This is a genomic window from Massilia sp. (genome assembly GCF_046293535.1).
Taxonomy (GTDB): Bacteria; Pseudomonadota; Gammaproteobacteria; order Burkholderiales; family Burkholderiaceae_D; genus Telluria.
This window is the reverse complement of sequence record NZ_JBKBOV010000022.1, coordinates 1-12,660: the sequence shown is the minus strand read 5'-3', so window position 1 is coordinate 12,660 and position 12,660 is coordinate 1. Positions and strand designations below refer to the sequence as shown.

The window sequence follows — 12,660 nt, the reverse complement described above, 5'->3', positions numbered from 1 at the left end:
GCGGTAGAAGCTGCGGTCGATGAAGCTGAACACACCGGGCGGCGGGACGGCGCATCCGGCCAGGGCCGCGGCAAGGAGGGCGGGGCGAAGGAGGCGCATGGGCGTTCCGGTAGGGGCAAAACCTCGACTCTACCGATAAAAGGGCCGGACAAATTCACCGAATCTCACGGCGCTGCCCGTGCCCGGGCTCGACTATACTGGGGGGCTGAACCGATGTCCGTTTTTCCAGGGAGGCCGTGTTGGATATCTTGATCGTGCTCGCTGCACTGTCCTTGCTCATGCTGGCTGCGTACCGTGGCTATAGCGTGATCCTGTTCGCTCCGCTATGCGCGCTGCTCGGGGTGCTGCTGACCGATCCGGGGGCCGTGCTGCCGATGTTCAGCGGGGTGTTCATGGAAAGCCTGGTCTCCTTCGTCAAGCTGTACTTCCCGGTGTTCGTGCTCGGCGCGATCTTCGGCAAGGTGATCGAGTTGTCCGGATTTTCGAGGGCGATCGTCGGCGCGGTCATCCAACTGGTCGGGAAACAGCGTGCCATCCTGTCGATCGTCCTGGTGTGCGCGCTGCTGACCTATGGCGGCGTGTCCCTGTTCGTGGTCGTGTTCGCGGTCTATCCGTTCGCGGCGGAGATGTTCAGGCAGGGCGATATCCCGAAACGCCTGATCCCGGCCACGATCGCGCTGGGCGCCTTCACCTTCACCATGACGGCAATGCCCGGTTCGCCCCAGATCCAGAACATCATTCCCACCAGCTTCTTCGGCACCACGACCTGGGCCGCGCCCGTCCTCGGCCTGCTTGGCTCGGTCTTCATCGCCGTCGTGGGCATTCTTTACCTGGAAGGCCGGCGCCGCAGCGCCGCCGCGGCCGGCGAGGGTTACGGCGCCGGGCATCGCAACGAGCCCGAGGCGCTCGACAGCGCAGGCTTGCCGCATCCGCTGCTGGCGGTCTCGCCCCTGTTCGTGGTCGGCCTGTTGAACTGGCTGTTCACCCAGCTCATTCCGCGCTACTTCGGCAGCGCCGTCACCATCGACGTTTCCGGCACGCCGCTGACCGTGCAGGTGACGCCGCTGGCCGCGATCTGGGCCGTGGAGGGAGCCTTGTTGGCGGGTATCCTCTGGGTCATGCTGTTCGCGTTCCGGCCGGTCGCGGCGCGTTTCGCCGAAGGCTCCACCAGCGCGGTGGGCGGCGCGCTGCTGGCCTCGCTGAACACCGCGTCCGAATATGGATTCGGCGCCGTCATCGCCGCGCTGCCGGGATTCGGCGCCGTGACCGGGCTGCTCAAGAATATTCCCAATCCCTTGCTCAACGAGGCCGTCAGCGTCAGCGCGCTGGCCGGCATCACGGGCTCGGCGTCGGGCGGCATGAGCATCGCGCTCGCGGCCCTCTCGGATACCTTCATCGCCGCCGCGAACGGCGCCGGCATTCCCCTCGAGGTGCTGCATCGCGTCGCGTCCATGGCAAGCGGGGGGCTGGACACGCTGCCGCACAACGGGGCCGTGATTACCCTGCTGGCCGTGACCGGGTTGACGCACAAGCAGGCCTACCGCGACATCTTCATCGTCACGGTCCTGATCGGCACCTCGGCCGTGCTGGTGGCGATCGGCGCCTATTACCTGTTCGGCCTGGTCTGAGGTGGCAGCAGCGGCGCGCTGCCCGACTCACCATGCGCGGTCGAGCAAGGCGGGCAGCACCTGCGCGGCGCTTCCCCTCAGGTTCCAGGTGCACACGCGATCCAGCTCGCTGGCGGACGGGTTGACCTGGACGGCCTGGCTGCCGGCCCGGCGCGCCACCTCGGGAAGCTGCGCCACCGGATAGACCGTTCCCGAGGTGCCGACGACGATCAGGAGATCGCAGCTGTTGCATGCTTCGAATGCATGCGCGAGGACGTCTTCGGGCAGCGCCTCGTTGAACCACACCACCCCGGGCCTGACCGGGCCGCCGCAGGTCGGGCAGTTCGGCGGCGCCAGGCGCCGGCCGCCTTCGGGCTCCACGGGAGCGGCCGCCGGCAGGGAAAAGGGGCGGGAACAGTCGGCGCAGCGCGGATGATGGAGGCTGCCGTGCAGGTGCTGCACGTCATGGCTGCCGGCACGCTCGTGCAGGTCGTCGACGTTCTGCGTGAACAGGGACAGGCGCTCGACGCGGCCGGCCAGCCGGGCGATCGCGAGGTGCCCCGCGTTCGGCCGCGCCGACAGCGCCTGCATGCGGCGCCATTCGTACCAGCCCCAGACCAGGGCGGGGTCGCGCCGGAATGCGTCAGGCGTGGCAAGCGAGGCCGCGTCGAAATGCTGCCACAGGCCGCTCAAGGCGTCGCGGAACGTCGGAATGCCGCTTTCGGCGGACACCCCGGCGCCCGTCAGCACCGTGATCTTCCGCGCATTCCTGAGCGCGTCCAGCAGGTCGGGATCGAAATCGGTTGAAGTCATCGCCACTCGTGCAGGGCAATCCCGGCAAACCCCGGCCAGGCGCCGAAATCGGCTTCCAGGCGGGGCAGCAGGGCGCGCAGCGCGTCCTTGTTCTTGTGGAAGGTGGTGGCCGAGCCGTCGATCGGGCGGGTGTCGACCAGCGTGTAGGGCGTGGCGCGCGGATGCGCGAGCGGCTGGCGCAGCAGCACCGCTACCTGCTGGCCGTCGACCGTGAACAGCAGCATGTCGCCTGCGCCGCCAACCGGCGCGCGGCGGTAGCGGCGCTGGGTCTCGAAGGGCAGCGGGCCCGCTTCGAGTGCGATGCGCACGCGCTTGCCCGTGGCCGCGCCCCAGTCCAGGAAAGGGATGGCGAAGGCGAGGATCTGGTCGGGATCGGTGCGGTAGTCCATCACCGAGACCGCGTCCGCATGGCGCGCCAGGCCGTCCAGCACGGCCTGCCGCTCGCCCCACCAGAAGGGCACGACGAATTCGAGCGGCATGCCGCCTGCCGCCTCGCGCAGCGCCGCCAGGGTGGCCACGTATTCCGCGTCGAGGCGCGCGGCCGGCAGCACGTGCTCGGGCAGCAGATAGGGCTCGATGTCGAACTGGATGCCGCTCAAACGCGCCGCCGGTTCGGCCGCCGCGTTGTAGGCGGCGTAGGCGCGGGCGCGCGCCGCGGTGGCGGCGCGTTCGCGCGGCAGCACCATGTGCGGGTCGCCTTCCACCGCGCCGATGCCGATGCCCTTGCTGCCGGCGCGGCGCACGAAGGCGGAAAGCGCCTCCGGCTCCTTGATGCGGCCTTCTTCCAGCGCTACCACGATGAACAGCTCGCCGATGCGCTCGCGCGCCGCCCAGTCGAGCAGCTCCTCGCCCCGCTCGAGCCAGGCGCCGCGGTCCCAGATCCAGGTCGAGCGCGGCGCCGCGGCCGCTGCCTGCGGCTCCAGCGTGAGCGCATCGAGCAGCAGCTCGCCGCCGCCGGCTGGACAGGCAAGCACGAAGTGGCGCCAGGCGGCCCGGTCAAGGGCGGCCGGCAGGGCCAGGCGGGTGCTGCCGGCGGCGCCGGCGGCGGGTAGCCGGCCCATGTCGAGGGCCGACTCGCGCGCCGCCCGGTCCGCGTCCGCGGCCTGCCATGCGAACTGTCCCTTGCCCGAATGCGTGGCCACCAGTTGCGCGCGCAGGCGCGGGATGAACCACGGTCCGGTGAGCAGGACGCCGGCTGGGCGCGTGCCGGCGCGGCAGTCGACGCGCAGGCGGCCCTGGTCCAGAAGCGCGTGCACCCGCTCCTCGACGCCGTAGCTGCGCACCTGCATCCCGCCCAGGAGGTTGGTCCGCAGCGGCATCGGCGCGGGTTTTTCCGGCTGGCCGGCGCCGCCTTCCGGCACCAGGGTTTGTTCGCTGACGGCGAAGCCGCCGTCCCTGGCCTCGCCCTGCAGCAGGATGGTGGCGGTCGGCGCCGCGTCCGCGCCCAGCAGGTGCAGGGCCTCGACCTGGGCGGCGCCGAGTTCGAGCGAGCGGCAGCCGGGCAGCGCTGCTGCGCCGGTGACGACGAAGCGCAGCTCCTTGCCGTCGGGTCCACGGGCCTTGGCGGACGCGTGGCCGGCCGGCGCGGATTGCGCCGGACACAGGTGCAGGAAGGCGGCGTGGGCGGGAGCGCTCATCGACAACAGGAGGAGTAGGGCAAGCCGTGACATGGCCTCAGTGTAGCGTTGACGGTCAGCCGGCCGCGCTCATTTGCCGGCTGGGGTCTGCCGTGTTGGCTCGTCGCCAAGACCCTTGCGCTTCATCGTGCCCCAGCTCGACTCCTTCTGCGTCGCCCAGCGCCACAGGCCGGTCAGGCGCCAGATGGAATTGAGCTGGCGGTAGCCGAAGTTTTCCAGGATCACCACCAGTCCCAGCATCAGGAGCTGCCTGCCGCGCGGGTAGATGTGAAAGGACATCTCTTCCAGCAGCAGGCCGGAGGCCGACAGCAGGATGCCCAGGCCGATGGCGACGAACAGGAAGGCGCCGAAGGCCTCCCAGGAAATCATGCCGCTGAAGTAGGCCCAGAACATGAACACATAGCCGCCGATTTCCACCAGCGGCCCGAGCCACTCGAACAGCACCATGAACGGGAAGGCCACCCAGCCCGGCACGCCGCCCTTGCGCGAGAAGACCAGGCCCCAGTTCGCGTTCAGGCTCTCGGCCAGCCCGCGCTGCCAGCGGATGCGTTGGTTCTTCAGCGTGCGGTAGTCCTCGGGCGCCTCGGTCCAGCATACCGGGTCGGGCACGAACTCGATGCGGTAGGGCTGGCGCTTCTCGCGCAGCAGGCGGTGCATGCGCACCACCAGTTCCATGTCCTCGCCGATGGTATCAACCCGGTAGCCGCCGGCCAGCACCACGGCGTCCTTGCGGAACACGCCGAAGGCGCCGGAGATGATCAGCATGCCGTTCATCGCGGACCAGCCCAGCCGGCCGAACAGGAAGGCGCGCAGGTATTCGACCACCTGGAACAGGGCCCAGATGTTCTTCGGCAGCCCGACGCTGGTGAGAAAACCGCCGCTGACCGTGCAGCCGTTGGCCACCCGCACCGTGCCGCCGGCCGCCACCACGGTGGGGTCGCGCAGGAAAGGTTCGGTGACCTTGGCCAGGCTGTCGCGCTGCAGGATCGAATCGGCGTCGACCCCGCAGACCAGCGGATAGCGCGAAACGTTGATGGCGGCGTTCAGGGAATCCGCCTTGCCGCCGTTGAGCTTGTCGATCACGCGCACGTTCGGGTAGCGCGTCGAGCGGTAGATGCCGCGCACCTCGGCGGTCGGGATTCTCCGCCGGTAGGCCTCGGGGAAGGGCAGCAGGGCGAACTCGCGCTCCAGCACCTCCAGCGTGCCGTCCTTCGAGCCGTCGTTGACGACGATGATCTCGAACTCGGCATAGGTCAGCTGCAGCATCGAGCGCACCGAGGCGGCGATGGTGGCTTCCTCGTTATAGGCCGGCACCAGGATGCTCACCGGCGGCTCCAGGCCGGAATAGGCGCGCGGCAAGTCGGCGAGGAACAGTTCCTGCCCCTTGATGCGCAGCGAGCGCAGCGCGATCGCGTTGAGCAGCAGGTAGCCGCCGTTGAGCGCGATGAAATAGCAGAACACGAACCAGGTGATGAATTCGGTCAGCAAGGGGCCCCAGTTCACGTCGCTCATGCCGCCTCCTCGGCCAGCACCTGGTCCAGCATGTCGAGCGCAAAGCGGTCGGTGAGCGAGGCGCGCACCGCCTTCAGGTCGGCCTGCGATAGCAGCGGCAATTCGCGCAGCGCCTGGGCCGCGCGGTAGCGTACCCACCATTGCGGGTCGCCCAGCAGGCTGGTCAGGCGGGCGGCATCGCTGCGCTCGCCGATCCGGCCCAGGGCGCGCGCGGCCTGCACCCGCACCTGCCAGTCGTCATGGGCGAGCAAGGCGCGCACCTCGGCCAGGGTGGCCGGATCGAGCACGCCACGCAGCGCGGCGATCACCACCGCGCTGGACGGGCTGTGCAGGGCGCCGGCCAGCACCCCGGCCGGCAGGGGTATCCGCAAGGATTCGGCGATCCGCAAGGCGCGCGGCAGACGCTCTTCCGGCAAGCCCGGCAGGATGCGCGCCAGTACCTGCGCCACCGGGCCGCTGGCCTGCTGCAGGATGCCGGCCACGTGCGACAGCGCCCAGTCCTCGCGTTCGATGAACAGCGGCGTCAGGTAGTCGGCCGCGGCCTCCGGGTCGACCCGCACCAGCGCCCACAGCGCGCTCAGGGACAGCACGCTGTCGGCGGCGCTGGCCAGCGGCAGCAGCTGGGGCCAGGCGGCGCGGTCGCGCAGGTGCCCCAGCACCAGCGTGGCGAGCAGGCGTTCGTCGCGTGCGCCGCGCGCCAGCATCTCGCGCGAAAGCGTGTCGACGCCGAGCCGGCGCGCCACGCCGTTGAGCGCTTCGCTGGCCTCGCCGCGCAGCGAAGCCTGCAGGTGCGCCCACAGGTGCAGGAAGGGCAGGCGTTCGCTTGGCCGCAAGGATGGCAGGCTTGGCTCTTCCCCGACGATGGCCTGGTTCAGCAGCGGGCGCCAGCGGGCGACGGCGCGCGCCGCGCGCCGCTCGCGCCGGCGCAGGCCGACGCGCAGCAGCACGATCTGCAGGGCCAGGAGCAGGGTCACGATGAGCGCGACCGTCCCGGTCCAGAGGGCGACGGTGACGAAGGTATTGCTGGCGCCTTCGGGCAGGGCGCTCGGGCTCATGGTCCCGTCTTCAGGAAGCGCCGTACCCGCGCCAGCAGTTCGTTCGGCTGGAAGGGCTTGATGACGAAATCGTTGGCGCCGGCATCGAGCGCGCGCACGGTGTCGCGTTCGGTATTCTTGGCAGTGAGCATCAGGATCGGCACGCCGGCCCAGTCGCTGCGTTCGCGCGCCAGCTGCACCAGCTCGAAACCGTCGACGTAGGGCAGCATGACGTCGAGCAGCACCAGGCCGGGCCGCTCGCTGGCGGTGCGGATATGGTCGCTCGCGGCGCGGCCGTCGGCCAGGTGGACGACGCGGTATGCCTGGCGTTCGAGCATGAAGCGCAGAACCTGGGCGATGTGCTCGTCGTCCTCGACGACCAGCACGAGGGGAGGGGAAGCGTGTTCGTTTTCCATCGAATTCGGGTGAGGCGGTGCCGCTGCCAGTATAGCCCACAAGCAGCAATACAGTGCCTGGAGCTGTTGCTCAGCGGCTACGAAGCGGGTCGAGCAGGCTGCGCAGATTGTTATGGTCGAGTTCGTACATCAGGGCCAGCAACTGGCCTAGCTCGCCGTGCGGGAAGCCTTCGCGGGCGAACCAGCCCAGGTAATGGCCCGGCAAGTCGGCGATTTTGCGGCCTTTATATTTCCCGTACGGCATGTCGCGCACGAGCAGGAGGGAGAGATGATGTGTGTCCATTGGTGCGTCCTATGGAACGCACTTTAGCAAACAATCTCAAAGTCATAGCATTGTCGGACCTGGAGGTGAGTGCCATGGACAATGAATTCGACCTGGAACGCTTCGTCCAGGCCCAGGACCCGGTATACGCCACGGTGCTGGCCGAACTGCGCGCCGGGCGCAAGCGGAGCCACTGGATGTGGTTCATCTTCCCGCAGGTTGCCGGGCTCGGCAGCAGCGAGATGGCGCGGCGCTACGCGATCGCATCGAGCGACGAAGCGGCCGCCTACCTGGCGCATCCGGTGCTGGGGGCGCGCCTGCGCGAGTGCGCGGGCATCGTCGCCAAGCGGGATGACCTGTCTGCCGAAGAGATTTTCGGCCATCCCGACGAGCTCAAGTTCCACGCCTCGATGACCCTGTTCGCCGACGTCGCGCCGGACGAAGCGGTGTTCCAGGACTGCATCGACAAGTACTTCGACGGCGAACCGGACGACGCCACCCTGGCCCGGCTCTAGGCCGCGGCGCTCGATCGCCTCGCCGCGTCGAACCCGTTTGCGGTAGTTCGTCCTGCCTGCGCGGGCGGCGTTCTACATTCGTCCTGCCTCATGCGGGCGCATGAGACCACTACCGGAGGCAGACATGCAAATTTTTTCCAAAAGACGTTTTTCCGCGATAACAGGCGTGGTGCTGGTGACGGGCACGGTGGCCGCCGGCGCCGCGCCGGGAGAGCAGGAAGGACACAAGGCGGGGAGCCGGGGCAGGGACGTTTATGGCATCGTCAACCTTGCCGGAGGAGCCTTCGGCTTCGCCGGCGCCGTCAATGCGCGCGGCCAGGCCGCGTTCGAATACTTCGGTCTCGACGACCAATTGCGCGTAGGCTATTTCGACGGTACGCGCATGACCGACGTCTCGCCGCCGAACAACCAGGCCGCCTTTCTTGGCGGCTTGAACGACAAGGGCGAAGTCGCCTTCTCCGCCAGCACCGTCGAACCCGGGATGCCGGAGGGAACCCCGTTCCGGCCGTTCCGCTGGTCGGCGCGGCGCGGACTGCTTGCCCTGCCGAGCCTGAGCAGCGACGCTCCCACCTTCATCACGGCCATCAACGAGCGCTCCGAGATCGTGGGACGGTCCGCCCTCTCGAACGAGAACGGCGCCGACCGGGCCGTACGCTGGACGGCGGCAAACCGCCTGATGCCGCTGCCTGCTCCCGCCGGCATCGTCCAGACCTTCGCCAGCCACATCAACGACGACAACGTCACCGTCGGCTCCGGGGACCGGCCGGACGGAGTGCCGAACGTGCTGGCCTGGGATGGCGCCGGCCGGTTGATCGACCTCGGTGCCTTCGGCAAGCGCTTCGCCTTCGCGTCGGCCAACAACAACCGCGGCGAGATCGCCGGGATGCTCGATACGCTCAGTCCGAACCTCAGCGCCTTTCTATGGAGTCCGGGCAAGGGCGCGGTCCGTATCGGCGCCCGCACCATCACGCACGCCCTGAACGGCAACGGCGAGGTGGTCGGCCGCAGGGTCAGCGGCAATTCCGACCCGGCGCCCCGCGCCTTCCTGTTCTCGCGCGTGCGCGGGCTGGTCGACCTGCACCCGCGCGGGCTGTACGCCTCCGAAGCCAACGCCGCCAACCGCTACGGCGTGGTCGTCGGACTGGGACAGCGCACCCCGGGGGAGAGCATCGCCTACCGCTGGACGCGCGCCAGCGCGGTCGACCTGAACACGCGCCTGCTCGACCCGCCCGCCGGCCTGGTGCTGAACTCGGCGATCGCGATCGCGGACAACGGCGATATCCTGGCCAGTTCCAACGCCGGCGTGGTGCTGCTGCGCGCCAACGGCGGCGGTACCGATGCGCCGGTGCTCGGACCGATCCGCCACACCGAGCCGCGCCTGAACCAGCCGTTCGAGCTCACGCTGTCCTTCCGCGACCGCAACCCGGGCGACACCCATGGCGCGACGATCGACTGGGGCGACGGCAGCGGTCCCCGGGCGGCCAGCCTGCGCGAATACCGGGGCAGGGGCGAGGTGCGCGCCAGCCACGCCTATACCGCCAACGGCGACTACTACGTCGTCGTGCGCGTGCGCGATTCGACCGGCAAGGCTACCGAGTCGTTGCAACGGATCACGGTCCTCGACCTCGGTACGCCCGGCGCCCGCAGCGCGCCCGCCGACCCGGCGGCCGCGCGCCGCCAGCAGCAGGTGCGCGAACTGGCCGCGCGGCTGCGCCACGGGCCGGGGCAGCTGCTGCGCTAGCGAGGCCGGTTCAGGCAGCGGCCAGGATGGCGCCGAGCCGTTCCATGTCCACCGGCTTGACCAGATGGTGGTCGAAGCCGGCGGCCATGATCTGCTGGCGGTCGCTGTCCTGGCCGTACCCGGTGACGGCGACCAGCAGGGCGCCCGCGGTGGCCGGGTCGGCGCGCAGGCGGCGCGCGAGTTCCTTGCCGTCCATCTCCGGCAGGCCGATGTCGAGCAGGCAGACCTGCGGCGCGGACGCCCGCGCCCGTTCGAGAGCGGCCAGCGCGCCGTGTTCCACCAGTGTGCGGTGGCCTGCCGCTTCCAGCACCATGGACAGGGTCACGGCCGCGTCGACGTTGTCGTCCACGACCAGGACCTGCAGCGGGGAGAGCGTGACGGCGCTGGCGGCCGTGGCGCCCGCACCGCTGTGCGGGCACGGCGCCACCTGCGCGTCCAGGCATGGCAGGCCTACCGAGAAGCGGCTGCCCAGGCCCAGTCCCGGGCTGGCGCAGGCGACCGAGCCGCCGTGCAGCTCGACCAGGCTCTTGACCAGCGCGAGCCCCAGTCCGAGTCCGCCCAGCGAGCGGTCGACGCTGCGCTCGGCCTGTGCAAACAGCTCGAACACCCGCCCCGTCAGTTCGGGCGCCATGCCGATGCCATTGTCGCTGACGTCGATCCAGGCCTGCCCGTCCGCGGCATGGGCCCGCAGGGCCAGGCGTCCGCCTTCCGGCGTGTATTTGGCGGCGTTGTTGAGCAGGTTGGCCACCACCTGCACCAGCCGCTTCTTGTCGCCCATGACCATGACCGGTCCGGATGGCGGCGCCAGGGCCAGCGCGTGGCGGCGCGCCTCGATCTGCGGCATGACTTGCTCCACCGCGTCCTGCAATACCGTGCGCAGGTCGACCGGTGCGCGGTCCAGTTCCACCAGTCCCCGGGTGACGCGCGAGACGTCGAGCAGATCGTCGATCAGCCCGGTCATGTGCCCGACCTGGCGTGCGATGATCTCGCTGGTTCGCCGCACCAGCGCTTCGTCCGGCTTCATGCGCTGCAGAAGGGCGGCCGCGGCGCCGATCGGCGCGATCGGATTGCGCAGTTCGTGCGCCAGCATGGCCAGGAACTCGTCCTTGCGGCGGTCCGACTCGCGCAGCCTTTCCTCAGCCACCTTGCGCTCGGTTATGTCGCTAGCGGCGCCGATCCATTCGACGACCTGCCCCTTCGCATCGAGGATCGGCACTGCGCGCGACAATGTCCAGCCTTCGCTGCCGTCGAGGCGGCGTACCCTGTGTTCGAGCTCATACACGGAGCCGGACCGGATCGCTTCGAGCACTGCGGCGTGCACCCGCTCCTGCTCGTCGGCCGGGATGTAATCCTCGAGCCAGAACGAGCGCGGCCGCTCGGTGTCCTTCAGGAAGCCGCGACCGTCGAGTTCGCGCAACTCGGTCCAGTCGGCGTTCATCCGGTACACCACCTGGCCGGCAGTGGTGAGTGCCCGGAACCGGTTCTCGCTCTCGCGCAGCGCCCGCTCGGAATGGATCTGCTCGGTGACGTCCTTGGTCGTGTGCGAGATGCATGCGATGGCGCCGTCCTCGCCGAATACCGGCGCGCTGTAGGCGCTCCAGAACCTTTCTTCGAAACCGATCGCACCGTCCGCGGCCTGCACCGGGATCGGGTAGCGCTGCACCGGAAGCATATCCGGCTCGCCCGTCGCCAGTACTTTGGCGAACGAGGCGCGCAGTTCGGCCTCGTTGGTGCTGCTGCCGGGGTCGTCCGGATTGGAAGGGAAGGCCACGAACAGGCTCGTGCCCACCAGTTCCTCGCGCCGGCGCGAGGACGCTCTCAGGAAGGCATCGTTCACGGCCAGGATGACGGCCTCGGGCGTCGGTGACAAGAGGTACTTGCCGATCGGCGAACTGTTAAACGCTGACTCGAAGACGGATGGCGAAAGCATGGGTCAACACGGGGTCAGGGCATGAAGAAAACACGATTATAAAAGCGAAGCGCTTGCCATGAAACATTTACCAATGCGAGACGCGCCGCCAGGAAGAAGCGGGTTGCGTATAATCGCGGTCAGTTTGTCCTTCTATTATCTGAAAGCAATAATTCATGGCTTCCTCCGACAACATCAGCATGGCGGTGTTCTGCGACTTCGAAAACGTCGCGCTCGGCGTGCGTGACGCCAACTACGAAAAATTCGACATCAAGCCGGTGCTGGAACGCCTGCTGCTCAAGGGCAGCATCGTGGTCAAGAAAGCCTATTGCGACTGGGACCGCTACAAGACCTTCAAGGCGCCCATGCACGAGGCGAACTTCGAGCTGATCGAGATCCCCCACGTGCGCCAGTCGGGCAAGAACTCGGCCGACATCCGCCTGGTGGTCGATGCGCTCGACCTGTGCTACACCAAGTCGCACGTCGATACCTTCGTCATCGTCTCGGGCGACTCGGATTTCTCGCCGCTGGTGTCGAAGCTGCGCGAGAACGCCAAGCGGGTGATCGGCGTGGGCGTCAAGCAATCCACCTCGGACCTCCTGGTGGCGAACTGCGACGAGTTCATCTTCTATGACGACCTGGTGCGCGAAGTACGCCGCGCCGCCGCCAAGCGCAAGGAAGAGTCCGAGGCGCGCCGCGGCCAGCCGTCCACGCGCCGCCCGAGTGACGACAAGCGCCGCGAAGAGCTGGAAGCGCGCAAGGCGCAGGCGCTCGAGATGGTGGTCGAGACCTTCGACGCGCTGGTGCTGGAACGCGGCGACACCGGCAAGATCTGGGCCTCGCTGCTGAAAGACACCCTGAAGCGCCGCCGCCCGGACTTCTCCGAGACCTTCTATGGTTTCCGCACCTTCGGCAACCTGCTCGAAGAAGCCCAGGCGCGCGGCCTGTTCGATTTCGGCCGCGACGAGAAATCCGGCACCTATGTCTACCGCAGCGCCACGGCGCCGGTGGCGATGCCGGCGCCGGAACTGGTGGTGGCGCCGGAAATCCCGGCCGGCGAGGACGCCGCCGTCCAGGGCGGCGAGGAAGCGCCGCCGGCCGAGGCCAAGGCGGAGCGTGGGCGCCGCGGCCGCGGTGGACGCGGCAGGGGCCGCGAGGCGGCGACCGCCGCGCCCGAGCTGAGCGCAGTGGACGCCGCGCTGGCCGCGGAACTG

Annotated in this window: 11 protein-coding genes; 4 read left to right on the top strand and 7 right to left on the bottom strand. The window is 69.0% G+C overall.

The window, feature by feature from the left end; translation table 11 throughout:
* Positions 1-239 precede the first annotated feature (239 nt).
* Positions 240-1,628 (top strand): GntP family permease, encoded by a 1,389-nt coding sequence (locus ACK4S9_RS13050; protein WP_409726234.1) that lies wholly within the window; start codon positions 240-242, stop codon positions 1,626-1,628.
* 27 nt (positions 1,629-1,655) lie between these two features.
* On the opposite strand, the gene ACK4S9_RS13045 is transcribed toward ACK4S9_RS13050, so the two are convergent.
* From ACK4S9_RS13045 to ACK4S9_RS13020, 6 genes are all read right to left on the bottom strand, one after another.
* Positions 1,656-2,420 carry an SIR2 family NAD-dependent protein deacylase gene (locus tag ACK4S9_RS13045; RefSeq protein WP_409726232.1) on the bottom strand — a complete coding sequence of 255 codons (765 nt, stop codon included), beginning with the start codon at positions 2,418-2,420 and terminating at the stop codon, positions 1,656-1,658.
* Positions 2,417-4,057: a hypothetical protein gene (locus ACK4S9_RS13040; RefSeq protein ID WP_409726230.1), complete on the bottom strand. Its 1,641-nt coding sequence runs from the start codon at positions 4,055-4,057 to the stop codon at positions 2,417-2,419. Before ACK4S9_RS13040 ends, ACK4S9_RS13045 begins: the two co-directional genes overlap by 4 nt.
* Positions 4,058-4,126: 69 nt before the next feature.
* Positions 4,127-5,569 (bottom strand): glycosyltransferase family 2 protein, encoded by a 1,443-nt coding sequence (locus ACK4S9_RS13035; protein WP_409726228.1) that lies wholly within the window; start codon positions 5,567-5,569, stop codon positions 4,127-4,129.
* Positions 5,566-6,624 carry a HEAT repeat domain-containing protein gene (locus tag ACK4S9_RS13030; protein ID WP_409726226.1) on the bottom strand — a complete coding sequence of 353 codons (1,059 nt, stop codon included), beginning with the start codon at positions 6,622-6,624 and terminating at the stop codon, positions 5,566-5,568. Before ACK4S9_RS13030 ends, ACK4S9_RS13035 begins: the two co-directional genes overlap by 4 nt.
* Positions 6,621-7,019, bottom strand: a complete 399-nt coding sequence (locus ACK4S9_RS13025; protein WP_409726224.1) for a response regulator transcription factor — start codon at positions 7,017-7,019, stop codon at positions 6,621-6,623. The genes ACK4S9_RS13030 and ACK4S9_RS13025 overlap by 4 nt, the downstream gene beginning before the upstream one ends.
* Before the next feature lie 70 nt (positions 7,020-7,089).
* Positions 7,090-7,302, bottom strand: coding sequence for a DUF3820 family protein (locus tag ACK4S9_RS13020; protein ID WP_409726222.1), 213 nt, complete (start codon positions 7,300-7,302; stop codon positions 7,090-7,092).
* Between the two features lie 74 nt (positions 7,303-7,376).
* On the opposite strand from ACK4S9_RS13020, the gene ACK4S9_RS13015 reads away from it, so the two are divergent.
* Positions 7,377-7,796 (top strand): DUF1810 domain-containing protein, encoded by a 420-nt coding sequence (locus ACK4S9_RS13015; RefSeq protein WP_409726220.1) that lies wholly within the window; start codon positions 7,377-7,379, stop codon positions 7,794-7,796.
* Positions 7,797-7,920: 124 nt separating this feature from the next.
* Positions 7,921-9,537 carry a PKD domain-containing protein gene (locus tag ACK4S9_RS13010; protein ID WP_409726218.1) on the top strand — a complete coding sequence of 539 codons (1,617 nt, stop codon included), beginning with the start codon at positions 7,921-7,923 and terminating at the stop codon, positions 9,535-9,537.
* Between the two features lie 10 nt (positions 9,538-9,547).
* Here ACK4S9_RS13010 and ACK4S9_RS13005 read toward each other — a convergent pair whose 3' ends face one another.
* On the bottom strand, positions 9,548-11,467 hold the full coding sequence (locus ACK4S9_RS13005) for an ATP-binding protein (RefSeq protein WP_409726216.1): 1,920 nt from the start codon (positions 11,465-11,467) through the stop codon (positions 9,548-9,550).
* A 155-nt stretch (positions 11,468-11,622) separates the two neighbouring features.
* On the opposite strand from ACK4S9_RS13005, the gene ACK4S9_RS13000 reads away from it, so the two are divergent.
* On the top strand, positions 11,623-12,660 hold a 1,038-nt coding region (locus ACK4S9_RS13000; RefSeq protein WP_409726214.1), incomplete at its 3' end, for an NYN domain-containing protein.

What these genes read in the sequence shown, in the direction of transcription:
- ACK4S9_RS13025 (WP_409726224.1), bottom strand. Translation starts at nt 7,019, where the DNA reads ATGGAAAACGAACACGCTTCCCCTCCCCTCGTGCTGGTCGTCGAGGAC.
- ACK4S9_RS13015 (WP_409726220.1), top strand. Translation starts at nt 7,377, where the DNA reads ATGGACAATGAATTCGACCTGGAACGCTTCGTCCAGGCCCAGGACCCG.
- ACK4S9_RS13040 (WP_409726230.1), bottom strand. Translation starts at nt 4,057, where the DNA reads ATGAGCGCTCCCGCCCACGCCGCCTTCCTGCACCTGTGTCCGGCGCAA.
- ACK4S9_RS13005 (WP_409726216.1), bottom strand. Translation starts at nt 11,467, where the DNA reads ATGCTTTCGCCATCCGTCTTCGAGTCAGCGTTTAACAGTTCGCCGATC.
- ACK4S9_RS13030 (WP_409726226.1), bottom strand. Translation starts at nt 6,624, where the DNA reads ATGAGCCCGAGCGCCCTGCCCGAAGGCGCCAGCAATACCTTCGTCACC.
- ACK4S9_RS13045 (WP_409726232.1), bottom strand. Translation starts at nt 2,420, where the DNA reads ATGACTTCAACCGATTTCGATCCCGACCTGCTGGACGCGCTCAGGAAT.
- ACK4S9_RS13035 (WP_409726228.1), bottom strand. Translation starts at nt 5,569, where the DNA reads ATGAGCGACGTGAACTGGGGCCCCTTGCTGACCGAATTCATCACCTGG.
- ACK4S9_RS13010 (WP_409726218.1), top strand. Translation starts at nt 7,921, where the DNA reads ATGCAAATTTTTTCCAAAAGACGTTTTTCCGCGATAACAGGCGTGGTG.
- ACK4S9_RS13020 (WP_409726222.1), bottom strand. Translation starts at nt 7,302, where the DNA reads ATGGACACACATCATCTCTCCCTCCTGCTCGTGCGCGACATGCCGTAC.